The 22,787-nt window shown below is 64.1% G+C and carries 20 protein-coding genes; 3 read left to right on the forward strand and 17 right to left on the reverse strand.

The window, feature by feature from the left end; all coding sequences use genetic code 11:
- Positions 1 to 16 precede the first annotated feature (16 nt).
- The 17 genes from NYE40_RS19960 to NYE40_RS20040 all read right to left on the reverse strand — a co-directional run bounded on the left by NYE40_RS19960 (position 17) and on the right by NYE40_RS20040 (position 20,407).
- Positions 17 to 1,231 (reverse strand): ABC transporter ATP-binding protein, encoded by a 1,215-nt coding sequence (locus NYE40_RS19960; protein WP_084137167.1) that lies wholly within the window; start codon positions 1,229 to 1,231, stop codon positions 17 to 19.
- Positions 1,232 to 1,233: 2 nt separating this feature from the next.
- Positions 1,234 to 2,154 carry an ABC transporter permease gene (locus NYE40_RS19965; protein WP_028598809.1) on the reverse strand — a complete coding sequence of 307 codons (921 nt, stop codon included), beginning with the start codon at positions 2,152 to 2,154 and terminating at the stop codon, positions 1,234 to 1,236.
- Entirely contained in the window at positions 2,151 to 3,089 is a 939-nt protein-coding gene (locus NYE40_RS19970) for an ABC transporter permease (RefSeq protein ID WP_028598808.1), read from the reverse strand. The genes NYE40_RS19965 and NYE40_RS19970 overlap by 4 nt, the downstream gene beginning before the upstream one ends.
- A gap of 37 nt (positions 3,090 to 3,126) precedes the next feature.
- Positions 3,127 to 3,951 (reverse strand): M55 family metallopeptidase, encoded by an 825-nt coding sequence (locus NYE40_RS19975; protein WP_028598807.1) that lies wholly within the window; start codon positions 3,949 to 3,951, stop codon positions 3,127 to 3,129.
- 138 nt (positions 3,952 to 4,089) lie between these two features.
- On the reverse strand, positions 4,090 to 4,446 hold the full coding sequence (locus NYE40_RS19980; RefSeq protein WP_043111230.1) for a DUF3870 domain-containing protein: 357 nt from the start codon (positions 4,444 to 4,446) through the stop codon (positions 4,090 to 4,092).
- Positions 4,447 to 4,571: 125 nt separating this feature from the next.
- Complete coding sequence (locus NYE40_RS19985) at positions 4,572 to 5,696, reverse strand: serine hydrolase domain-containing protein (RefSeq protein ID WP_180968402.1); 1,125 nt, start codon at positions 5,694 to 5,696, stop codon at positions 4,572 to 4,574.
- Positions 5,697 to 5,926: 230 nt separating this feature from the next.
- Positions 5,927 to 7,129: a diguanylate cyclase gene (locus tag NYE40_RS19990; protein WP_228551688.1), complete on the reverse strand. Its 1,203-nt coding sequence runs from the start codon at positions 7,127 to 7,129 to the stop codon at positions 5,927 to 5,929.
- A gap of 927 nt (positions 7,130 to 8,056) precedes the next feature.
- Complete coding sequence (locus NYE40_RS19995; protein ID WP_339278832.1) at positions 8,057 to 8,644, reverse strand: DUF5317 domain-containing protein; 588 nt, start codon at positions 8,642 to 8,644, stop codon at positions 8,057 to 8,059.
- 296 nt (positions 8,645 to 8,940) lie between these two features.
- The gene (locus NYE40_RS20000; RefSeq protein WP_228551904.1) at positions 8,941 to 9,765 is read right to left on the reverse strand and encodes a carbohydrate ABC transporter permease; all 825 of its coding nucleotides are present in this window, start codon (positions 9,763 to 9,765) and stop codon (positions 8,941 to 8,943) included.
- A gap of 76 nt (positions 9,766 to 9,841) precedes the next feature.
- Positions 9,842 to 10,717 carry a sugar ABC transporter permease gene (locus tag NYE40_RS20005; RefSeq protein ID WP_028598803.1) on the reverse strand — a complete coding sequence of 292 codons (876 nt, stop codon included), beginning with the start codon at positions 10,715 to 10,717 and terminating at the stop codon, positions 9,842 to 9,844.
- Positions 10,718 to 10,813: 96 nt separating this feature from the next.
- Positions 10,814 to 12,148 carry an extracellular solute-binding protein gene (locus NYE40_RS20010; RefSeq protein WP_339278833.1) on the reverse strand — a complete coding sequence of 445 codons (1,335 nt, stop codon included), beginning with the start codon at positions 12,146 to 12,148 and terminating at the stop codon, positions 10,814 to 10,816.
- Between the two features lie 85 nt (positions 12,149 to 12,233).
- Positions 12,234 to 13,895, reverse strand: coding sequence for a helix-turn-helix domain-containing protein (locus NYE40_RS20015; RefSeq protein WP_339278834.1), 1,662 nt, complete (start codon positions 13,893 to 13,895; stop codon positions 12,234 to 12,236).
- The gene (locus tag NYE40_RS20020; protein WP_339278835.1) at positions 13,892 to 15,682 is read right to left on the reverse strand and encodes a sensor histidine kinase; all 1,791 of its coding nucleotides are present in this window, start codon (positions 15,680 to 15,682) and stop codon (positions 13,892 to 13,894) included. The genes NYE40_RS20015 and NYE40_RS20020 overlap by 4 nt, the downstream gene beginning before the upstream one ends.
- Before the next feature lie 827 nt (positions 15,683 to 16,509).
- Positions 16,510 to 17,760, reverse strand: a complete 1,251-nt coding sequence (locus NYE40_RS20025; RefSeq protein WP_180968403.1) for a glycosyltransferase — start codon at positions 17,758 to 17,760, stop codon at positions 16,510 to 16,512.
- Between the two features lie 239 nt (positions 17,761 to 17,999).
- The gene (locus NYE40_RS20030; RefSeq protein ID WP_339278836.1) at positions 18,000 to 18,464 is read right to left on the reverse strand and encodes a thioesterase family protein; all 465 of its coding nucleotides are present in this window, start codon (positions 18,462 to 18,464) and stop codon (positions 18,000 to 18,002) included.
- A 256-nt stretch (positions 18,465 to 18,720) separates the two neighbouring features.
- Positions 18,721 to 19,560, reverse strand: coding sequence for an AAC(3) family N-acetyltransferase (locus NYE40_RS20035; RefSeq protein ID WP_339278837.1), 840 nt, complete (start codon positions 19,558 to 19,560; stop codon positions 18,721 to 18,723).
- 205 nt (positions 19,561 to 19,765) lie between these two features.
- Positions 19,766 to 20,407 carry a metalloregulator ArsR/SmtB family transcription factor gene (locus NYE40_RS20040; protein ID WP_101808156.1) on the reverse strand — a complete coding sequence of 214 codons (642 nt, stop codon included), beginning with the start codon at positions 20,405 to 20,407 and terminating at the stop codon, positions 19,766 to 19,768.
- Positions 20,408 to 20,601: 194 nt separating this feature from the next.
- Between NYE40_RS20040 and NYE40_RS20045 the strand changes: the two genes are divergently transcribed.
- The 3 genes from NYE40_RS20045 (at position 20,602) to NYE40_RS20055 (ending at position 22,581) form a co-directional block, all read left to right on the forward strand.
- Positions 20,602 to 21,480: an AraC family transcriptional regulator gene (locus tag NYE40_RS20045; RefSeq protein WP_228551690.1), complete on the forward strand. Its 879-nt coding sequence runs from the start codon at positions 20,602 to 20,604 to the stop codon at positions 21,478 to 21,480.
- 267 nt (positions 21,481 to 21,747) lie between these two features.
- Positions 21,748 to 21,897, forward strand: a complete 150-nt coding sequence (locus NYE40_RS20050) for a hypothetical protein (RefSeq protein ID WP_153784237.1) — start codon at positions 21,748 to 21,750, stop codon at positions 21,895 to 21,897.
- 18 nt (positions 21,898 to 21,915) lie between these two features.
- Entirely contained in the window at positions 21,916 to 22,581 is a 666-nt protein-coding gene (locus tag NYE40_RS20055) for an HAD family phosphatase (protein WP_339278838.1), read from the forward strand.
- Positions 22,582 to 22,787: the final 206 nt, after the last annotated feature.

Consider the following 22,787-nt stretch of genomic DNA (forward strand, 5'->3'; position numbering starts at 1 on the left):
TGAAAAATGAATTGGTCTAGCCGAGGGCCGTGCGCGCCGGCTCGCCCGCCATGCCGCTCCCCGCTCCGGCGCCGGCGGCCGGCGGCCGCGCCGCGCGCGGATCCTGCAGCCAGCACGCGACCGCATGCGTGCCGTCAAGCTCCGCCATCTGCGGCCGGCGCAGCCGGCACACCTCCATCGCGTGCGGGCACCGTGCCGCGAACGCGCAGCCGGGCGGCGGCGCGAACAGATCCGGCGGCGTGCCGGGAATCGGCACGAGCGAACGCCCGCGCTCCCGGTCGAGCCGGGGCAGCGCTGCGAGCAGGCCTTGCGTGTACGGATGCTGCGGGCGGCGGAACAGCTCGCGGACCGTGCCCGACTCCACGATCTCGCCGGCGTACATGACGCACACGCGGTCCGCCGTCTCGGCGACGACGCCGAGATCATGCGTGATGAGCACGATCGCCGCTCCGGTGCGCTCCTGCAGCATCCGGAACAGGTCGAGGATCTGCGCCTGGATCGTCACGTCGAGCGCCGTCGTCGGCTCGTCGGCGATAAGCAGCGACGGGCTGCACGAGGCGGCGATCGCGATCATGATGCGCTGACGCATGCCGCCGCTGAACTCGCCGAGGTACTGCTTCAGCCGCGTCTCCGGGCCCGGGATGCCGACCAGCTCCAGCATGTCGACCGCGAGCCGCCTCGCCTCGGAGCGCGGCACCTTGCGATGGAGCGCGATGCCCTCGATCAGCTGCTCGCCGATCGTCAGCGTCGGGTTGAGCGCGGTCATCGCATCCTGGAAAATCATCGCGATCTCCGCGCCGCGCAGCTTGCGCAGCTCCTTTTCCTTGAGCTTCGTCAGCTCCCGGCCCTTCCAGCGGATGCTGGAGCCGGCTCCCAGCACGGCCGCATGCTCCGGCAGCAGCCGCATCAGGCTGCGGGCGGTGACGCTCTTGCCGCACCCGGACTCGCCGACGATAGCGAGCGTCTCGCCCTGCCGCAGCGAGAGGCTCACGCCGCGCACCGCCTGCACCTGACCGCCATGCGTGCGGAAGCTCACCCGGAGGTCGTCGACCTCCAGGATGACCTCCCCCGGCGGACGAGCCGCCTGCGCGGCCCGACCGAGGTCCGGCTCCGGAGCGCCGCCGCTGTCGGCGCGCGCCGGACGCGCTTGCGCCGCTTCCGGCGCGGGAGGCGCGGCTACGGCCGAGAGCGCCGCCTTTTTCCGATGATCCCGATCGCCTCGTCTCCACATCGTCACGACCTCCTCTGTCTCGGATTGAAGATGTCCTGCAGCCCGTCGCCGAGCAGGTTGAACGCCAGCATCGTGACGGAGATGAACAGCGCCGGGAAGAACAGCCGCCACCACTGGCCCGACAGGATGACCGACAGGCCGTCGCTCGCCATGACGCCCCAGCTCGCGAGCGGCGGCTGGATGCCGAGCCCGAGAAAGCTGAGGAACGCCTCGGCGAAAATCGCCGACGGCACGGAGAACGAGATCTGCACGAGGATGACGCCCATCGCGTTGGGCACGAGATGCCTGCGGATGATGCGCCAGCCGCTCGATCCCATCGAGCGCGCCGCCAGCACGTACTCCGACGACTTGAGCGAGAGCACCTGCCCGCGCACGACCCGCGCCATGCCGATCCAGCCGGTCGCGCTCAGCGCGACGATGATCGTGGCGAGTCCGGGACCCATGACGACCATGAGCAGGATGACGATGAGCAGGTACGGCACGCCGTACAGCATGTCGACGAAGCGCATCATGACGTTGTCCGCGCGGCCGCCGACATAGCCGGCGATGCCGCCGTAGACGATGCCGATGACGACGTCGATGAGCGTCGCCGCCAGGCCGATGAACAGCGAGATGCGCGCGCCGTAGACGATGCGGGCGAACACGTCGCGGCCGAGCTCGTCCGTGCCGAACCAATGCTGCGCCGACGGCGCGAGGTTGATGTCCGTCAGCACCTGCTTGTCGTAGCTCTGCACGGGCAGGTAAGGGCCTACGGTCGCCAGCAGCGCCAGCAGCACGATGAGCAGCGCGCCGGCAAAGGCGAGCCGGTTCTGCTTGAGCCTCCGCCACGCCTCCTGGGCGAAGCTCAGCCGCGGCCGCACGATCGCCTCCGCGTCGACGGCATCGCGGTTCATCGGGACGAACAGGGAATCCGGCACGCTCATGGCCGTCCCTCCTTCCGGTGGAGCTTGATGCGGGGATCGATGAGGCCGTACACGATGTCGACGATCAGCATCATGACCAGCAGCAGCGCGCTGTAGAACACGGTCGTGCCCATGATGACCGAGTAATCGCGGTTGTTGATGCCGTCGACGAAGTATTTGCCCATGCCGGGAATGGCGAAGATCTTCTCGATGACGAAGCTGCCCGTCAGCACGTTCGCCACGAGCGCGCCGAGCAGCGTGACGACCGGCAGCACCGCGTTGCGCAGCGCGTGCTTGAAGACGATGACCGCCGGATGCAGCCCCTTGGCGCGGGCGGTCTCGATATAGTCGGCGGTCAGCACCTCGACCATGTTCGCCCGCGTCATGCGGGCAATGATGGCGAGCGGGCCGGTCGACAGAGCCAGCGCCGGAAGCACCGCATGCCGCCAGGTGCCCCAGGTCGCGACCGGCAGCAGCCGCCACTCGACGGCGACGTACTTGATGAGCAGCGTCGCGACGACGAAGTTCGGCACCGCGATGCCGATGACCGCGAGCACCATCGCGAGCTGGTCGATGAGCCGGTTTTTGCGCAGCGCCGCGACCGTGCCGAGCGCGATGCCGCACACGATCGAGATCGACAGCGCCAGCATGCCGAGCTGGAACGACACCGGGAAGCCGCGGCCGATCATGTCGTTCACCGTCGTCGGGAAGTGGCCGATCGAGGGGCCGAGATCAAGCATGAGCAGCGACTTTAGATAGAGCACGTACTGCACGCCGAGCGGCTCGTCCAGATGGTAGTACGCCATCATGTTGTCGACCGCCGTCTGGCTCGTATTCCGGCCCTCCTTGTCGAACGGGCTGCCCGGAACGGAATGCATGAGGAAAAACGTGACCGTGACGATGAGCCACAGCGTGACCGCCATGGAGATGAACCGTTTCAGGATGTAGGAAGCCATAGCCGTACGACGCTCCTTTCGGGGGCTGGGGGACTGCTCAGCAGAATTCGGCGCGCGAGGCCAGCTCGACCATGACGAGCATGGCGCGGTACGCCTCGAGCATGTCGGCGGCGGCGAAGGTGACGACCGGGCTGCCGTTGTCGAGCTCCGTGCCCGGCATCAGATGCGCCCACTCGGCCTGCCCGTAGTTGGCGAACTCGATCGCCAGCACCGGCTTGTCCGGCGGGACGAGCGGCTGGACGCGGCCGCGCGCGGCGAGCGCCTCCTTCGTCTTGTCCCGCAGCAGCTGTCCGCTCTTGTCCGGCGTCAGGCAGAGCGCGGACGTGCGGGAGACGTAGGTTTTGACGACGGCGGTCGTCACGCCGGGGATCAGCTCCTCCGCCTCGACCGCCGTCCGGTCGTCGCCGGCGACGAGCAGCACGGGCACGCCGTAGTGGCCCGCGACGTAGGCGTTGAGGCCGAGCTCGCCGACCGCCTTGCCGCCCAGCCACATGCGATGCGCGCCGAAAATCATCGAATGGCTGAGCACGCCCGCGGTCGGCGCCATCGTATGGTAGCCGATGAACGCCGCGCCCGCGAACGAGGCGTCGAGCCCCTGCACCATCGAATACGGCTTCACGTCTCCGGACAGGAGCTGCGCCTCGGGATGGAGCCGCTCGATCAGCAGATTGTTCATCTTGGAGTGGCTGTCATTGACGATCACCTCGGCGCAGCCCTCGTCGAACGCCGACGCGATTACATGGTTCGCCTCGTCGGTCATGATCTGCTGGCCGCGGGCGTAATTGTGCCTGCCCGGGAAGACGAACGTGCTGTCCACCATGCCTGTGATTCCTTCCATGTCCACCGATACGTACAGCTTCATCTTTCTTCCTCCCGAGTCGGAATTTTACATTCATAGGATGGAAAAAACCCAGCCGAAGCTCGCCATCGAGGTGGCGGCAAGGGCTGGGTTTTATTTACGAGCGTGGCGGCGAAGCGCCCTGCGGATAAATAAAGCAGCTTACACGCTGCCGGAAGTGGGCTGTTCCCGCTCTTCGCGGCCGCTGCGTGTGGATTTGAATTTTTTGGAGGCGTCCTTGAACGCGACGATGAGAGCCTTCTGCGAGGAGCCGTGATAGCGCCTGCGGATCTCCTCGCTCACCGCATCGACGTCGAGCACGCTGCAGCCGATGAAGATCGACTTGACGAACTCCGAGGTGAGCGGAATCGTGGACGAGCAGCCGGCATCGACGATGAGGCCCGTATCCTGCTCGACGACCAGCCCGATGAAAAAAGCGCTGTACTGCTGGGTGATCGGGTTGTTGACCGAGGACTGGGCGTCGCCGATCACATAAAGCGTGCTGCGATCATACGGCATCGTGATAACCCCTTGTAAGCTTTTCTCTGCAAGCCGATCTGATGTAAACCATTCTAACATCGACGGACGGGTCTGTAAACGGGAAAAACCGTGGAAATCCGACGGCTTCCGGCGCGGCAGGCGAGCTACCGCTTGCGGAAAATATCCGTCATCGCCTGCGCCAGCTCCGTCTCCGCCGCCGTGAATACATGGCCGTCCTTGGCGTCGTCGAGGCCGTTCATCGCATAGACGAAGCCCGTGCCGGTCTCAGGCTCGACGAACATGCCGCTCTTGAGGCCGTACGCGTCGCCCGCATGACCGACCATCAGGCGGCCGGGGAACAGGTCGCGCGTCCGCTGCAGCTGCAGTCCCCCCTCGCGGTAAAAGCCCTCCTGCGGATCGCGGACCCAGTGCTTGTCCATCATGTCCCGCACGGTCCGCTCCCGCAGCAGCCGGACGCCGCCACGCTCGCCGCCTGCGGCCAGCATCTCCAGCCAGCGGGACAGATCGGCGACCGTCGTGCGCAGCCCGCCCTGCGGCGCGAACAGCGAGCCGTTGACGCCCGGCACGTAGTCGCGCAAGGCGGCGCTCGGCGGCTCGTGGCGGCTGCCGCGGTCATCGAGCGCCGGCGTCCACGAGCCGCTGCCGCGCTCCCGCTCGTACAGCACGGCGATCCGGTCCGGATCCTCGATGTCTTGGAGCAGAAAGCTGGAATCGCTCATGCCGAGCGGCAGGAGCAGCTGCTTGCGGCAATAGCGGTCGAACCGCTCCCCGCTCAGCCGCTCCACGATCGTGGCGAGCACGATCGCCCCCAGATTGGAATAGGCGTAGCCCGCCGGATCGCCCGGGGGATGCTCGCCCCATAGGCGCGGGGGGTGATAGGCGCCTCCCGGCAGCAAGAGCTCCGACAGCGGCAGCAACGGCTCTTGCCGCGATGCCGCGGCAAATGCGGCATATTCATCCTGGAGGCCGCTCGTATGCGTCAGCAGATGACGGAGCCTGATCGGCTGCTCGGGATGCTGCGGGTGGCGGAGCGGCAGGCCGAGCAGCCGGCCCGCGTCGTCGTCGAGACTGCACTGGCCTCTTTCCGCCAGCTGCAGGATCGCAGCCGCTCCGATCGTCTTGGAAATCGAGGCGATGCGGAATACGGTTCGCTCCGTCACCGGAATCCGGCGCTCGAGGTCCGCCAGTCCCAGGCTGCCCTTCCAGACGACGCGGCCTCGGATCAGATAGGCGCAGGAGAGGCCCAGAATGCTTCGGCGATCCGCCACTTCCTGCAGCTTCGACAGCACTTTGTCCGGCTTGGCGATCGTTTCCCCCTCCTCTCGTGTCCCATTTCTGAGATAGCGTTTACAAGTGTTATGATTATCGCCCTCCGAGGCACGATTCGTCAACCCTCGGCATCGCTGAAGCGCATGGCGCCATGCTCCGGTTGACGGCCTGCCTCCCCCGCGATCTCGTCTAGTGAGAAAGGCGCTGCAGCGGCTGCTGCAACGCCTTTTTATCCCGATGATGTGCGGCTGTCGTCATGCCTCGCCTCTTGCTTGCGCTGCTGCTCCATCGCCTCCAGCGCTTCGTCCGGAATGTCGCCCAGCTCGATCCGCCTCTCGATGTAGCGGATGAACGGTAAGACAAGCTCCGGATCGAACTGCGTGCCGGTGCAGCGATGCATCTCGTCAAGCGCTTCCGCAAACGATTTCGTCCGCTGGTAAGGCCGCTCCGTCGTCATCGCGTCGAACGAGTCGATGATGCAGAGCATGCGGGCGAGCTTCGGAATCTCGGTGCCCTTCAGCCCATGCGGATAGCCGCCGCCGTCATACCGTTCGTGATGGAGCTCGACGAGCGGCACCAGGTCCGTGTACTTGCCGGTCGCCAGCAGGAATTCCTTGCCGAACGTGACATGCTTCTTGATGATCTCCCATTCGTCCTTGTCGAGCTTGGAGCGCTTGGTCAGCACCTCGCGCGGTACCTCCAGCTTGCCGATGTCGTGGATGAGCGCCCCGAGAATGAGCGTGCGCCGCTCCTCCTCGCCGAGCTCGAGAATGCCGGCCATATCCACCGCGTACGAGAACACGCGCTTGGAATGCTTGAACGTGTACACGTCCTTGGAGAGGAAGATGCGGATCTGCTGCTCGAGCTCGTTGATCTCATGCTCGAACTGCTGCGGCAGATAGGTCTGCTCGCCATAGACGGTGACGACGTTTTTGCCCTTGGACTTCGAGATGTACATCGCCCGGTCGGACAAGCCGACCAGCTGGGACTTCTCGTAGGTGTCGGCGCTCATTTCGATGATGCCGGCCGAGAAGGAGACGCATCCGTGCGGCAGCACGTCGACGCCGTCGAACGGCGCGTTGTTCACCCGCTTGCGGACGTGGTTGACGAAGGCCCTCGCCTTGTTCTTGTCCAGCTCCGGCATGATGATGGCGAACTCCTCGCCGCCGTAGCGGGCGGCCAGATAGCCGTGAGGCTCGCACTCCTCCTTGATGATGGAGCCGACGAAGCCGAGCAGCTTGTCCCCCTGCGGGTGGCCGTACATGTCGTTGTACTTCTTGAAGTCATCCAGGTCGATCATAGCGAAGGAAAACGTCTTTCCATCCTCGCGGTAGAGCTTGATATATTCATCCAGCTTTTCTTCGAGGTAGCTGTGGTTGAACAGCCCTGTCCGCTGGTCTTTATTGGCTTTGTCGTTGATTTCGTGATACATGAGGAAAAGCTGCTTGAAGACATGGGAAAGCAGGACGGCGATGATGAGGAAAAGAAAGAGACCAAAAATGCGAGTATTTATCACAAGAATGACCAACACCATAGAAAGAAGCAAAATGCTTAAATACGCAAAGAATACTTCTTTTATGAACAGTCTCAAAATGCCAACAAGCTTGCCTTTATACAAGATGTAATAATAAATCCCTACAAAGACCACGTTCGCGCTAAAATAAGCCGCCAGGGAAAAAATAAACGCATACACATTTGAAGTCTGAAAAACCCCAGTCTCTCCACCGAGAAACCGATAGACCTGATCAGCACTATAAATCATGGTGGTGTATACGGAAAAATTGAAAAGATGCTTCCACCAAGCGACATCTTTGCGGATAAACAAGATAAATATGGAGCTGACAAACAGAATAAGAAGAGAAACTTTCGGGCCGTAAACAAAAGTCGCCGCCAGGAAAATCGTAGAATCCATGGACTGATGATGACCTTCGGGAGGCAGCCGGAATGTGAAATGATCAAGCAGTATCGTACAGCCAATCATCGAGTATATCATCGTCCATTGCCAAGGACTGTAGTTTAAATCGAAGGGGTAATTATAAATGCACACTAAAGAGAGACCTAGAATGAACACTAGGATAAGATAAACATTTACAGGTGCTAATAGTTGTCGAAAGCGATTAGCCATTCCCATCCTAGTCTCCCCTTATTGAAATCGCGAACGAAAAAGCGAAAAAGAAACAGTATTCCCTGCTTCTTTTTCGCCTTTGATTTTAAGTATTAATAAACACGAAGGCCAGAAGTCAGCGCTACTGCTGCGGAAGCGACAATGGCAATATTGAAAAGGAGAACTTTAACGTTTACTTTTTTCATGCCCCTCACCCCCTTCCATAGAATTAAGGCTTATTAATTAAATGAGAGGCTAGGCGTTTTGAGATTCAAGCTTGTCTTTAGGAGTCAAAGCACCTATCATGACAAACTGCAGGTAAATAAATATCCCGATGTTCATAAGAACATCCCCCAAGCTGATAGCTTGCTTACGAGGATAAGGCGGACCAATAGGAATAATATCTCCAAGGAATGCTAGCCTAGTCCCTTCGTGGAGCAACGTGTGCTTGAACCATATCTCCCCCGATTGCAGCTTCGCCACATCTTCAGGAGTCAGAACTGACGCGGCTTCGAGCGAAACCGGCATGCGTCCGCCGTTGGCGAGCATGACCAGAAAGTTGAGGAACACGCCTGCGAACAGCATGCCGAAACCTTTTTGCGAGCGATTGAGCCAGAGCAGTACAAGTCCGACCACGTAGATGACCATGAAGAACCAGCTGCTGACGGAAGCAATAAAATCATTCTTCTCTTGGAAGTAAAATAATCCGAACTGTACCAGAAGCAGGACTGGGAATACCCACCCGAAGCGAATTTTGATGTGCGATAACGCGATCAGCCCATTCTTCCAACCCGCGCGGATGAACCCGACGATCAGTCCTAGAAGGATCCCATCATATACCATTCGCCTTGCTCCTTCTCGACGGCATTATCATTATTCCAGTAAAAATCTACAATTACCAACATTTGCACAGGGTCATTATAAGACGGGCTCATGAACCTAGTCAATATGATCTAAGTAGCATATCCTACTCATTGTTGCACAAAGGTCCTATTGACTTCATAGTAAAAAGCCTGCTTTTTGTCGAAAAAAGCGGCTTTTTTATGATCAAAAAGACCCAATGTTTTGGTTAGAAAGAGAGTATGGATTAAAATTCCTTCATCTAATTATCCATATAATTGAAGAAGAAATTCGTCGAATCATCCCTTTACGGCGCCGGCGGTCATGCCTTTCATGATCTGCTCCTGGAAAATAAGGTAGGCGATGATCGTCGGCAGCACGGCGATCGCCATCGCGCCCATCGTCAGGCTGTAGTCGGTGCCGAAGCCGTCGGAGAACAAGGACAGGCTGAGCGGCAGCGTCTTGAGCGCCTGCGAGTTGATGAAGACGAGCGCGAACGCGAAGTCGTTCCAGAAGCGCAGGAACGCCAGGATCGCGACGGTCGCCAGGGCGGGCTTGCACAGCGGCAGGATCATGCGGAAAAAGACGCCCCACCAGCCGTTACCGTCAATCAGCGCCGCCTCCTCGATCTCGCGCGGGATGGAGGACAGGTAGGCGATGACGATGAAGATCGCGATCGGCAGCTCGAAGGCGGTGTACGGCAGGATCAGCGCGCCATAGGTGTCGAGCATCCCGATCTTGTTCATGAAGATGAACAGCGGCACGAGCGTGCTGTGGATCGGCACGAGCATGCCGATGACGAAGATGCCCAGCGCCAGCTTGTGCAGGCGGAACTGGAAGCGCGAGAGCACGTAGGCGGCCAGCGTGCCGAGCAGCAGCGTTAGCGCCACCGAGACGGAGGTGACGATGGCGGAGTTGAGCATGGCGCGTCCCATGTTGCCGAGATCCCAAGCCCGGCTGATGTTCGTGAACACCCATTCGCTCGGCAGCGAGTACGGATGGGCGAAAAAGTCCTCGTTCGTCTTCATGGCGCTGATGAACAGCCAGTACAGCGGATACAGCGTGCCTGCGGCGTACAGCAGCAGGACCAGCTTGAGCGCTCCGCCGCCGATCAGGCGGCGCAGGCGGCTTCTCTCGCCGCCGGCCGAGCCGGCGGCAGGCGGCGCGATGGTCGTTTTCACAGTCGGCACTCCCCTCTCGTCAGCTCGATTTGCGGCGGGTGACCGCCATGTTGATGCCGATCAGCAGCAGGCTGATCAGCAGGATCATCGTGGAGACGGCCGATCCGTAGCCGTATCGGTAGACGGCGAACGTGCTGTTGTACATATAGGTGGCGAGCAGCTCGGTCGACTTGGCCGGTCCGCCGCCGGTCATGACGATGACATGGTCGAACGCCTTGAGGCTGCCGGCGATGCACAGCACGATCGTGACGACGACGGTGCCCCAGATCATCGGCAGCGTCACGCTGACGAGCTTGCGCCAGCCGGTCGCTCCGTCGATGGCGGCGGCGTCGTGGATCTCCGAGGAGATGTTCTGCAGCGCGGCGATGAAGATGATGAGATACGGGCCGATGTTGCTCCAGTTGATCGGAATCGACACGGCGTACATGTTGAGCTTCGGATTGGACAGCCATGCCTGGGTCCAGCTCTCGAGGCCGATCAGCGTGAGCGCCTGGTTGAGCAGGCCGAACTGGTAGTTGTAGATGTAGCCCCAGATCATGCCGATGACGACGGTCGACAGCACCATCGGCATGAACAGCGCGGAGCGGATCAGCCGGTTGAACCAGGTGTTCGCGGTCAGGAGCAGGGCGCCGGCCAGCGCGATTGGAATCTGGCCGACGATGGCCGAGACGACGAGAATCAGGTTGTTGCGCAGAGCCCGCCAGAAGACGGGGTCCTGCAGCATGTCCCGATAGTTGCCGAGGCCGATGAACTTGGCGTCGCCCATGCCTTTCCACTGGAAAAAGCCGTAGTAGATCGACCAGAGGATCGGCAGCACGGCGAACAGGACGAAGACGATCAAGGCGGGCAGCAGGGCAATCAGGATGAAGCGGTTGCTGCGCAGAGATGCGGGCATAGGGGGATTCGCCTCCTTAGGAGAAGGAGACCCTCCCCGCGAAGCGCGGAGCGGATCTCCCGGATGTGGCATAGGGACGGACGTTGGGAACTGCGCTTACGGGTTGAGCGAGCGGGCCTGGGCGTCCTGCAGGTTTTTGGCGACCGCGTCCGGAGCCGCGCCCATCATGATTTCCTGCAAGCCGTTGTTGATCGCCTCGCCGGCTTCGGCGGACAGGTACGCGTCGTAGACCGGCGTGATGCCGACCGTCTTGACGAGCTCGAACGCCTTGTAGTAAAGGGAGGTGACCTTCGACGAATCGACGTCGGTCTTGTACATGACCATCGAGTTGCTCTCGGCGATCGCCTTCTGCGCGTCCGGACCGCTGATCGCGTAGATCAGGTCGAACGCCGCCTGCTTGCGGTCGCCCTCGACCTTCTTGCTGAGCGCGAAGCCCGCGCCGGGGCCGCCGGAGATCGTGTTCGCGTCGCCTTTGCCGCCTGCGATGGCCGGCAGCACGGTCACTTCGATCTTTTTGAGCGTGTCCTCCGGGGTCGTCGCGAGGTTCGTCAGCGTCCAGGCGCCGCTTACCATCATCGCGGCCTTGCCCTGGATGAACACCTGCTCGGCTTGCGTGTTGTCGATCGTGTTGGCGCCCTTGTCGAACGCGTCGGCGTCGACGAGCTGCTTGAAGTAGCCGAGCGCTTCGACGAACGGCGCGTCGGTGAACGCGGCTCCGTCCTGGGCGACGGCTTTCTTGAACCAGTCGGTGCCGGTGACGCGATCCGCGAGCGAGCCGAGGATCGTCGACTGCGCGACCCATGGCGCCTTGTTGCCGAGCGCGATCGGCGTGATGCCGGCTTTGTTGAACGTGTCGACCGCCGCCATCAGCTCGTCCCAGGTTTTCGGAACGGCGACGTTATGCTGCTGGAACAGCTCCGCGTTGTAATACAGGAAGGATGTGGCCGACATCGCCAGCGGCGCCGTGTAGGTCGCGCCGTCGAACGTGGAGCCGTCGAACGCGCCCGGCAGGAAGCTGTCCTTCCACTCCGGCTTGGCGTCGAGCAGCTCCTGGACCGGCTGCACGAGGCCCGATTCCTGGAAGCCCTTGATATGGCTGCCCGCGTAGGAAAGGAATACGTCCGGCATCTCGTCGGCCGCGGCGACGGTGCTCAGCCGCTGGCGGTAGCCGTCGACCGGAATCGCCTGGGCGTCCAGCTCGATCTCCGGATGAGCCGCGGCGAATTCGTCGATCTTGGCGCGGACCGTCTTGGCACGGGCGTCGTCGCCCGCGAAGTTGTGCCAGAGCGTCAGCTTGACCTTGCCGCCGCCGGCTCCGGAATCGTTCGTGGAAGCGCCGCCATTTTCTTCCGCTCCGTTGCCGCATGCGCTCAGCAGCGCCATCGCCGCCAGCGAAGCCAGCGCCGTCTTGCCGAATCTGTTCTTGTTCATGCTCGCATCCCCCTGTCCTGTTATGCCCTCAGTATATAAAAGACCCCGCTCCCGCCGCAGGGGAGATCCTTCGGGAGGAGGGGGGTCATCGTTCGTGAAGCTGGCGGTATTCGGTCGGAGTCAGCCCTGTGTCCGCCTTGAACAGCTTGTTGAAATACTTCGCGTCCTCGTAGCCGACCTCGGAAGCGATGCTCGCGACCTTGGCCGGCGTCTGCAGGAGCAGCTCCTTGGCCCGCTCGAGCCGCTGGCGCGTGACGTACTCGAGGTAGGTCTGCCCGGTCTCGCGCTTGAACAGCTCGCTCAGGTACGTCGGGTTCATCGGCAGGCTGCGGGCGACCTGCTGCAAGGTCAGGCTCTCGCCGAGGCGGGCGCGGATGTACTCCGCCGCCTGGCGGACGGCGGAGTGGCCGCCGCGCTCCAGCTCGGCCCAGCGAAGCGAGAGCAGGCGCAGCTCGGCGAGCAGCGCCTCGCGCGGCCGCTCCTCGAGCTCCGCCGGCGATGCGCCCTCCGGCATCGGCGGCAGCTCGCGGCCGATGGAGGCGGCCGAGCGCTCGAGCGAGCGGCGGGCGGCCGCGAGCAGCGAATACAGCCACGCGGTCATCGTGGCCGGCGTCGCCTGCGCGTCGGCGCGCGCCTGCTCCAGGAGCGCGTCCACGCCGCGCTCCAGCTCGCTTTCGCCGCCGGCCTGCAGCAGCCGGATCAGGCTGCGCTCCTCCTCCGGCGAGCAGACGGCGCGCATGCCTTCGCGCCCGGCGACGTCGTCGTAGCGGACGATGCCGGTGCGGGCGGCCAGATGGCGGAAGGCGAACGCCTGAAGCGCGGTCTGGCGCGCACGGGCGAAGCCGCTCCAATCCGCGGCCGCCTCGCCGCAGGCGGCGAGCGCCGGCCGGCCGCGCTCGGCGAGGCGGCGCAGCCCCGCCCGCAGCAGCGGCTGCAGCTGCTGCTCCGTCTCGACGGCGGCCGCGGCCAGCCAGCCGCCGCGCTCATGCGGCACGACGGCGCAGCCGAGCGCGGCCGCGAGCTCGCCGGCGTCGGCCGGCTCCTCCGCGGGCGCGGATGCCGGCTCGCCGGCCGCGGCGGCCCGAGCGGCGGCTACGGCGCGGGCGACCGAGGCCTCGATGCGGCCGGCCGCCTGCACGCCTTCCGCTGCCGCGCAGGCGCCCGGAGCCGCCGCTCCGCTCGGCAGCTCGACCGCGGCCAGCCGCCACAGCTGCAGCAGCCGGCCGCGTCCGACGCCGGCGAGCTGCGGATGCGCCGCGACCGCTCGGCGCAGCAGCTCCTCGTCCGGCTCGCCGCCGCCAAGCAGCAGCCGCGCCAGCAGCTGCTCGCGGTAGGCCGCCGACTCCCGCGCGCTCGTCTGCGCGCGCTGCTTGCGCGCCAGCCAGCGCTGCCTGGCGCGATCGGCGGCATCGAGAATTTCGCCGGGGCGGCTCGTCTTGAGCAGATACTCGCTGACGCCCTCCCTCACCGCCTGCTGCGCGTAGGCGAACTCGTCGTACCCGGACAGCACGATGATATCGAGCTCCGGGTACTCCCGCAGCGCCTGGGCGGCGAGCTCAAGCCCCGACGCCCCCGTCATGCAGATATCCGTCAGGATGAGATCCGGCCGCTCCAGCGGCAGCCGCAGCAGCGCCTCCTCCGCGGACGCCGCCGGCTCCAGCAGCTCGAAGCCGCGCTCCTTCCACGGCAGCACGGTGCTGAGTCCCGTGCGGATGATGACCTCGTCGTCGACGATCAATACCTTCATGCTTCTCCCTCCTCGATGCCTGGCTTCGGCAGCCGGAAGCTGACGGTCGTCCCGACGCCCGGCGAGCTGTCCAGATGCAGTCCCGCCTCCGGCCCGTAATGCAGCAGCAGCCGATTATGCACGTTGCGCAGCCCGTAGCTGCCGTAGTCGCCTCCGGTGTCGGCGTCCAGCCCCGGCAGCATGCGCCTGCCGAGCAGCGTGCGGAGCGCGTCCAGCTTTTCCTCCGGGATGCCGACGCCGTTGTCCCGCACGATGAAGCGGAGCGCCCCGTCTTCGGCCGCCTCGGCCTCGACCTCGATGCGGCCCGGTTCCGGGCGCTTCAGGATGCCGTGCAGCAGCGCGTTCTCGATGAGCGGCTGCAGCAGCAGCTTGAGCATCGGCCGCTCCAGCAGCTCCTCCCGTACGGACGAGACGAGCTCGAAGCGGTCCGGATAACGGATCGACTGCACTTTCACATAGCTGTCCACATGGCTGAACTCCTGCGCCACCGTGCAGTACTCGCGCCCTTTGTTGAGGCTGAACCGCAGGAAGTCGCTGAGCGCGCCGACCATCTCGGCCGTGCGCCCGTCCTGGTTCATGAGCGCCATCCACTGCACGGACGAGAGCGTATTGTACAGGAAATGCGGATTGATCTGCGCCTGCAGCGCGAGCAGGTCCGCCTCTTTTTTGAGCGACTCGCTGCGCTTGACCTCCTCGGTCAGGTTGGCGATCTTGGCGCTGAGCCGGTTGTAGCTGATGACGAGCTGCCCGACCTCGTCGATCGTCGTCACCGGCAGCACCGGCAGCGGCTCGTCGGGATGGGCATGCCGGAGCTGGCGCGTGAGCGAGCTGAGCGGACCCGTCACCTTGCGCACGATGAAGCCGACGACGACGATGACGAACAGCAGCGCGATGCAGACGGCGATCGCCGCCAGCGTCAGGAAGTAGCGGTTTTGCGAGCGGTACTCCTCGAACGGAATGATGCCGGCCAGCTTCCAGTCCGCGCTGTTCAGGGAGCGGTAGAGGATCGTCGAGCGGCCGTCCCCTTCGCCGTAGGTCAGCGAGCCTCCTTCGCCGGAGAGCGCCGGCAAGCCGGGCAGGTAGTCGCTGATCGGGCGGTTGAGCTCCCATTGCGGCGGACCGGCCATGATCCGGTTGTCGGCGTCCAGCAGCACGACCGAGCCGGAGCCCTGCAGCTCCGACTGCCGCAGCTGGCGGGCGATGACGGATTGGTCGAGGCTGATGCGGAGGATGCCGATCGGCTTGTCGTATTTTTTCGTGCTGCGGATCGGACGCGACAGCGTCAGCACCTGATGGCTCTCGAGGGAGCTGTCCTGGCGATAGACGGTCGACCAGAACTTGCGGGCGGGATCGTAGTGCTCCGGGTCCTCGGCCCGCAGCACGTCCAGCCCCGAGCTGACGACGGAGCGGATGCTGTAGGCGGCGCGGCCGTCGTTGCTTTCGATGACGATATTGCTGATGTATGCCTTGGAAAAAGCCAGATCGGTCAGGAAGCTGATGATCGAGGTCTGCTTGCGGAGATCGGACTGCCGGGCTTGCAGATCCTGCTGCACGTTCTCGTTGCCGATCAGGAACAGAGACATGTTCTCCACGTCTCGGACCATGTTGTCGAGGTAGGCCTGGAGCAGGTCCAGCGTCTTCATGCCCTCGGTCTTGGCCTTCTCCTCCGACAGCCCTTCGGCGATCGAATAGGAAAGAAGCCCGAGCGAAAAGAGGGGAACGAGCACCGCCAGAATCGTGAGCAGCGACAGCTTATGCTTGAGCGAGCGACCGAGCCAATTTTCCATCGGGATGCCTCCTGGCCGAAAACCGTAGATGCGGGTGCGGGTGCCGTCGTGCGGGTGAGGACGGATGCCGATGCGGATGCGGATCGGGACCGATGCAGATCGGGATGAGCGGAAGCTCTAGATGCCGATGCGCCTCATGGCATGTTTCCTATCATGATAGTGAAGGTTGCGGGTGGAATCCAGTCTTTTTTTGAGCGGGATCCGAAGCTGCGAATGCGTATTTCCTTCATTTTCATCGAATTCCAGGTTGAAGAAATGAAGATGCCGCGCATTCTTTTTCCCTATGATAGCGCATTCAAGTTGGAAGGGGAAGCGGCCAGGAGGCGTTTAGGGAGCCGCGGGCTGCATCGGGCTCCGGATCGCGTCCACGCCCATTCACCCGATGCTCCTCCATCAGTGGTACATTTACCACATATGGGCTCTTTCTCCGCGCCTGCGCCTCCATCAGTGGTACATTTACCACATATGGGCTCCTTCTCCGCCGCTGCGCCTCCTTCAGTGGCAGATTTACCGCTCTAGCGCGCCATTTCCTCCGCAGCGACATCGCCTCGCCTAACCGAATGGACGGCGAGGCGGATTCCAAGCCCGCTGCAAGAAGGCGCTTTACTCGCTTTATACGCGTTACGCGATCAACGCGAAAAAACCGGGCTGCAGCCTCCCCGGCACGCGATGCCAAGGCCGCAACCCGAAATCATTGCAGCCTCCCCTGTTCGTTTCCCTCCCTCAATCTCATCCACACGCGAAGATAGACATTTTTTCCACGCTAAAAAAGCCGAATGACGTCGTCGTCATTCGGCTCCTTCTCTGAAACGATGGCCCGCCCGCTCTCAAGCCTGCGCTACAGCCGAGGCGGAGGCTTGCAGCGCGGCGCCGCCGGCGACGGCCGCGACGACCGCCGCGTCCAGCGCGGATGCCGCGACATCCGCCGGCGCGCGGCGGGGATCCTGCAGCTCCAGGATCGCCTGGAGCGCGCGGCTCGCGCCCGCGACCGGCTTGTGGCGCGACGCGTTGCGGCGAAGCCGGTCGCGCAGCGCCGCATGCTCGAGCACCGCGCGCAGCTGGTCCATCAGCTCGCCGCGGCTGCTCGCCTCCAGAGCGGCGCCAAGGCCGGCCAGGTATGCGGAATTTTCCTGCTCCTGTCCCGGAATCGGCTTGAACAGGATCATCGGCAGCTCCTGCGCGAGCGCCTCGGAGACGGTCAGCCCGCCCGGCTTGGTCACCATGACGTCGGCCGCCGCCATCAGCTCGTGCACATGCGGCACGTACCCGGTCACGACGATTCGGTGGGCGTCCCCGACGCTGCGCAGCCGCTCCTGCAGCTGGCGGCGCAGCCGCTCGTTGCGGCCGCAGACGATGACGAACTGCGCGCGCGGCAGGCCGTCCTGCTCCTCGACGAGGCGCATGACGCTGCGGCCGATGAGGCCGTCGCCGCCGCCCATGACGAGGATCGTCGGCAGCTGCGGATCGAGGCCGTGCTTGCGCCGCAGCTCCGCGCGGTCATGGCGCTGGCCGAACTGGCGGCGCACCGGGATGCCGGTCGCGACGACGCGCGACGGCGACACGCCGCTCGCGATGAGCGCCTGGCGGATCGGCTCGGCGCCGACGATGTAGCGGTCGGTGCCGGGATGGATCCAGTAGCTGTGCCGAGCGTAGTCGGTGAGCACGGTGACGGTCGGCACGCGCGTCAGCCGCTGGAGCCGCAGATGGGACATCGCTGCGGCAGCGGCCGGAAACGTGCAGACGACGACCGTCGGCCGGAGCTCCTCGAGCAGCTGCAGCATGCGCTCCGTGCGGAAGGTGCGCAGCTGCTTGAACAGCGTCGACAGCCGGTTCTCCTCGCGCGTCGCCCGGTACAGGACGCCGTACACCGACGGCAGTCCCTTGATGCCCTGCATGTAGCAGAAGCGTCCGACCGAGTGAAGCTTCGGATGGGTCCATTTCATATAGTCCACGATCGTCGTCTCGGCGTTCGGCGCGGCTCCCGCGGCCGCCTCCGCGATCGCCCGCGCGGCCTGGTTGTGGCCCTCGCCCAGCGTCCCGGTCAGGACAAGAATTCGTTGCTGGCTGCTCGCGTGCACGTACGCTTCCTCCTCTGGCTGCGGCCGCCCTGCCCGGGGCGTCTCTCGGGACCGAGAGCGGCTCGCTACGATATACATACGGGACAAGGGCGAAAAATAGTCTGCGAAGCTTTTCCGCCACATGATGTACGAATCTCCCTGAAGAAAAGCTTACCTCGGCCGGCTTCCGCCGCCTTCGGGCCGCAGCCGGTTTTTGCACCTGGACCTAGGGCGGGGTTGCAGACACGCTCTACGGCGGGCTACTCCTCCAGCCGCGGGCCCTCGAATCGGCGGATCGCCTCGCGCGCATGGTCGGGAATCGGCGTCGGCCGGCCGGCGGCCGTGTCGATCAGGACGATCGCGCCCCGGCCGCCGGCCTTGAGCTTGCCGTCCACCGTCAGCGCATACTGGATGTCGATCGACGAGCGGCCGAGCCGCGCCGTCTTGACATGCAGGCGCAGCGCGTCCTTGAGGTAGATCTGATCCAGGTACTGGCACTCTAGATCGGCGACGACGGATACGGTCTTTTGACTGAATAAATCTTCCGTCAGCTCCAAATTCTCGAAGTACTCGATCCTTCCCTGCTCGAAGTACATGAAATAGCTCACATTATTGACATGCCCCAGCATGTCCGTCTCGCAATAGCGGATCTTCAGCGGAATCGAGAAGGAAAACGAGTCCAGCCAAGCCTGCCGGTCCTCTCCCATGAATGCGCCCTTGCTCATGATGCAGGTCTCCTTTGCTCCCGTCGGCGGCTGCCGATCGGGCTTGTCATCAAGCAGGATAGCATGCCGCCTGCGCCGGGCACAACCGCGCCGTCGGTCCGGCTCCTCCGCAGGCAACGAAAAAAAGCGCCGCGGCCGCCAGATGAAGGCGGTCGTCGGACGCTTCCCGACTCTGGCGGAGGTCCTATCGAAGGAAGGCTCCGCCCGATCCGTTCCAAGCTAGAGATCCCCGGTCAGGCTCCGCCAAGGAAGGCCTTCACTCCGACGCGGAGCCCGGCTCCGCCCCGGAGCTGCCGGCGCCGCGAAGCGCCATCCGCTCCGCCGCGAAGTCGACGAGCTCCCGCATCGGCATGAGCCGGGCGAGGCAGTCTCCGATCGTCAGGCGGCGCGCCTGCGGATGCGACGCCTCGAACGCCTCGCCGATCGCCTCGAAGTCGCTGTCGTCATAGGCGAGCTCCTCGTACTCGACCCAGCGGCGCTCGCCCTGGACGAGCATCGGCGCGCCTTGGCGATTCATCCTTTTGCCCGGCCAATCGGCCCGATGCTCCGCCAGATGAAGCGACGTGCTGTTGACATGGCCGACGCCGAGCAGCAGCACATGAGCTCCATGCTCATAAAGGCGGCCAAGCGGCGAAGGCTCGCCAAGCGGAGGAACGAGCGGATGCTCCAAGGCGATCGCCTCGGCGAGCGGTCCGCGGGCGGCGAAGCTCACCTGCGGATGCGCGCTGCGCCGCGCGCCATCGCGGCGCCGGAACGCCTCGACGACCGCTCCCATCGCCCGCGTCGGCGTCAGATCCGGGCGGAACGGCGGCATCTCCGCGCGGATGACCGGCCACCACGATTCCGGCACCGGCGGCCGGCTCCAGGCCGACGGCTCGGACAGATCCGCCGTCTGGGTCGGCATGACGATCGTGCCGGACGCCCCGGCCGCCTCCTCCAGCGCCTCGACGACAGCCTGGCTGCCGCCGGGAATCCACCGTCCGAACGACTTCATCGACGAGTGCACGAGCAGCGTCATGCCCTCCTTGACGCCCAGCTCCTTCAGGCCGAGCGCGATCGCCTGCTTCGTCAGCGGCGGATGCGCGTAGATGTCCATTTCTCTCTTCCCCTTTCCGATACCGACAGCATATCCGATCGGCGCCTGCGCGGCTAGGGGCGAAAACGGCTGAAGCCGTTCCCGGCCGGCTTTCAGAAAATGACGCTGCCAGGCGGTGCGTAAGGAGCGGCCAACGGGAAACAGCCCGCGCGCGGCGGGCTGCAAAAGCGGAAGGGCTGCGGCTGCAAGCCGCCTGCCGAGCAGGCTAGGAAAGCTCCGCCCAGCGCGGCCACATCTCGGCCGGGTTGAGCTCGTAGATCTCCTTCTCGCGGAACAGGTACTGCTGCATGATGAACTCGCGCCTCAGCGTGGCGAAGTCCGGATGGAACTCGCGGATGAACGCGTTGATGTCCTTCTCCGGATACTTGCGTCCCGGCTCCAGCTTCTGCGCCAGATGCTCCAGGACGACGAGCTTTTTCTTCAGCTGGGCCGGGATGTTCTTCAGCCTGCCTTCCCGATCGAAAAAGCTGCGCAGCACGCCGCTTCGGTACTTCTCCAGCTCTTCGCGGCGCGCCTGCTCTTCGAATTCTCTTTGTTCGTCCATGCCCCTCTCCTCTCTCCTCGCGCCTGCACGCGACCGGAGGATCAGCTCCATCGCCGCGTCCGCTCCATCGCGCAGGAAGTATTCGTTCAGCGAAAAATAAATCGCATTCTTCTCCCGCCGCTCCCCGACGAGCCCGGCTTCCCGGAGCTTGGCGGCATGATGGGTGATCGTCGCCGGCGCGAGCGACAGCCGCTCGGCCAGCTCCAGGCCGTTGCGCTCTCCGTCCGCCAGCAGGATCAGCATGCGGATGCGGGTCGGATCGGCAAGCGCCTTATGATAGGCGACGACTTTTTCCAGCTGCATGACGATTCCTCATTTAGATTAGATATTAATCTAATTAGATATTAATCGAATGTATACTCCGCGTCAAGCGAAATAGTTGCGGATAGGCCCGGGGGGAGAGCAGAATAGAAGGAACGGCTGCCTTGGCTGGCGATGCGGGCTAGCCGCAGACGCGCGTCTGATGCTAGGCACAGCGGCGTAGAAGCCTGGTAGGCTTGAAGAACGAAAGGTCGTGGAGCATGGATTGGTCCAGCAAGATGAATGAAGCGGTCGAGTGCCTCGAGAGCGGCCTCCGCGGAGAGGTTTCCTATGCCGAGGCGGCGCGCCGGGCGGGCTGCCCAGCCTATCATTTTCAGCGGATGTTCTCCTATCTCGCGGGCATGACGCTCGCGGATTACGTGCGCAGGCGCAGGCTGACGCTCGCGGCGGCCGACCTTCAGGCGGAAGGAGGCAAGGTGATCGACATCGCGCTGCGCTACGGCTACGAGTCGCCGGAAGCATTCGCCCGAGCGTTCCGCCAGCAGCACGGCCTCTCGCCTTCCGAGGCGCGGCGGCCCGGAGCGCGTCTGCTGGCCTTCCCTCGCCTCGCCTTTCGATTCGAAGCTCAGGGAGGATCTGACATGAATTATCGGATGGAGAAGCTGCCCGCGTTCCGCGCGATCGGGATGGGCACGAGCGTGCAGATGAGCGAGGCCTTTTCGGAGGTGCCGCAGCTATGGCAGAAAGCCGCCGCGGAAGGAGCGTTCGCGCGCTTCCTCGAGCTGGGAGAGCCGGGCGGGCGGCCGCCGGGCATCCTCGGCATCTGCGCCGGCGGCAGCTGGGGCGAGGGGGAGCGCTTCGACTACATCCTCGGCTGCGTCTCTCGCGAGGCCTTGCCGGAGGGCTGGCGCGAGCTGGAGTTTCCCGCCTCGCTGTGGGCGGTGTTCGAGGCGGCCGGACCGCCGGAGGCGCTGCAGGAAGTCTGGAGCCGCTTTTACCGCGAATGGGTGCCCTCCGCCGGCTACGAGCTGGCGGGTCTGCCTGCGGTGGAGGCGTATCTCCCGCCGGAGGAGAACCGCAACGAGCTGTGGATCCCGGTCGTGAGCCGGACTTGAGCTAGCGGCGGCCCGGCTGGAGGAGGCTCGCGTCCGCAGGCGCAGTGTACGAGGAAAGAAGAGGACGCCGATCACAGCGGCCGGCGCCTCTTCTCCCCCAACAAAGGAGGGATCCGCATTAGCGGCAAGCACCGATTCGATTCGAAAAGCCGGCGCGTCCGCATAGCCGGCGCGAGCAGGGCCGCGCTGCGCCTGCTGCTCCATCTCGCCGCGGCAAGCCTGCTGCTCTCCGTGCCGTTCGCCGACCGGGGGGAAATGCCCGGCCCGGTGTTCGGCATGTTGCTGCTGCTGGCGGCCGCCGCTTATCTGCTCTGGACGCTGCTGCTCAGCCTGGCCGCCGGCATCGACTGGCGCGCATTCGCTGCGCCGGACGCTTCGGAGAGCGAACGACACCACCCATTCAAGCATCGCGACTAACTCGGGGGGAATGTAGATATGACTCAGCAAGCCTTTTTGTTCGACATGGACGGCGTCATCATCGACAGTGAGCCGCTGCACTTCGCCGTCGACATCGAAACGGTCCGCGCGCTCGGCGTGGAAATCGACCAGCACGGGCTGGAGCCTTACGTCGGCATGACCAATCCGGAAATGTGGAAGCGGCTGCGGGCTCAGTTCGGCTTCGAGCCTTCCATCGCCGAAATCATCGAGCTCCAGATGAACCGCAAGCTGGAGGCGCTGGCCGCCAGCGGCCTGACCGCGATGGACGGCATCGCGGAGCTGATCGACGCCTTGCTCGCCGCTGGCGTGCGGATCGGCGTCGCCTCGTCCTCGCCGCGCGTCTTCATCGAGGCGGTGCTCGGCCAGTTCGGCCTGCTGGACAAATTCGGCTGCATCGTCAGCGGCGAGGAAGTGCCGATGGGCAAGCCCGCGCCGGATGTGTACCGGGAAGCGGCTCGTCAGCTGGGCGTGTCGCCGGACGCCTGCGTCGTGCTGGAGGATTCGCGCAACGGAGTCCGCGCCGCCAAGGCGGCGGGCATGCGCGCGATCGGACTGCGCAACCCGAACTCCGGCCAGCAGGATCTGTCCGAGGCCGACTGGATCGTCGGCTCGATCGCCGACATCCCGCTCGCGGAGCTGGGGCTAGGGCTGGCGCAGCCTTAGACGATCTGTGAATTGAAAAAGGCTGTTCCTTCCGTCCGACGGACGGGGAACAGCCTTTTCCAATCAGGGCGGCTGCAATCGAGCTGCCCGAGAGGCGTCTGCGCCGGCGGCGCTTCCTGGCGCTGTCTTGCCGCTAGAGTGCAATTTCCGGATGGACGGCCGCCGTAGCGCCCTCGTCGGCTCTCGCCGTCGGCCGCCGAAATGCC

The organism is Paenibacillus sp. FSL W8-1187 (assembly GCF_037965485.1).
Classification (GTDB): Bacteria; Bacillota; Bacilli; order Paenibacillales; family Paenibacillaceae; genus Paenibacillus_O; species Paenibacillus_O pasadenensis.

What these genes read in the sequence shown, in the direction of transcription:
- NYE40_RS19960 (WP_084137167.1), bottom strand. Translation starts at nt 1,231, where the DNA reads ATGTGGAGACGAGGCGATCGGGATCATCGGAAAAAGGCGGCGCTCTCG.
- NYE40_RS19990 (WP_228551688.1), bottom strand. Translation starts at nt 7,129, where the DNA reads ATGTATCACGAAATCAACGACAAAGCCAATAAAGACCAGCGGACAGGG.
- NYE40_RS19980 (WP_043111230.1), bottom strand. Translation starts at nt 4,446, where the DNA reads ATGCCGTATGATCGCAGCACGCTTTATGTGATCGGCGACGCCCAGTCC.
- NYE40_RS20010 (WP_339278833.1), bottom strand. Translation starts at nt 12,148, where the DNA reads ATGAACAAGAACAGATTCGGCAAGACGGCGCTGGCTTCGCTGGCGGCG.
- NYE40_RS20020 (WP_339278835.1), bottom strand. Translation starts at nt 15,682, where the DNA reads ATGGAAAATTGGCTCGGTCGCTCGCTCAAGCATAAGCTGTCGCTGCTC.
- NYE40_RS19965 (WP_028598809.1), bottom strand. Translation starts at nt 2,154, where the DNA reads ATGAGCGTGCCGGATTCCCTGTTCGTCCCGATGAACCGCGATGCCGTC.
- NYE40_RS20030 (WP_339278836.1), bottom strand. Translation starts at nt 18,464, where the DNA reads ATGAGCAAGGGCGCATTCATGGGAGAGGACCGGCAGGCTTGGCTGGAC.
- NYE40_RS20005 (WP_028598803.1), bottom strand. Translation starts at nt 10,717, where the DNA reads ATGCCCGCATCTCTGCGCAGCAACCGCTTCATCCTGATTGCCCTGCTG.
- NYE40_RS20035 (WP_339278837.1), bottom strand. Translation starts at nt 19,560, where the DNA reads ATGGACATCTACGCGCATCCGCCGCTGACGAAGCAGGCGATCGCGCTC.
- NYE40_RS19970 (WP_028598808.1), bottom strand. Translation starts at nt 3,089, where the DNA reads ATGGCTTCCTACATCCTGAAACGGTTCATCTCCATGGCGGTCACGCTG.
- NYE40_RS20015 (WP_339278834.1), bottom strand. Translation starts at nt 13,895, where the DNA reads ATGAAGGTATTGATCGTCGACGACGAGGTCATCATCCGCACGGGACTC.
- NYE40_RS20040 (WP_101808156.1), bottom strand. Translation starts at nt 20,407, where the DNA reads ATGCAGCTGGAAAAAGTCGTCGCCTATCATAAGGCGCTTGCCGATCCG.
- NYE40_RS19995 (WP_339278832.1), bottom strand. Translation starts at nt 8,644, where the DNA reads ATGGTATATGATGGGATCCTTCTAGGACTGATCGTCGGGTTCATCCGC.
- NYE40_RS19975 (WP_028598807.1), bottom strand. Translation starts at nt 3,951, where the DNA reads ATGAAGCTGTACGTATCGGTGGACATGGAAGGAATCACAGGCATGGTG.
- NYE40_RS20055 (WP_339278838.1), top strand. Translation starts at nt 21,916, where the DNA reads ATGACTCAGCAAGCCTTTTTGTTCGACATGGACGGCGTCATCATCGAC.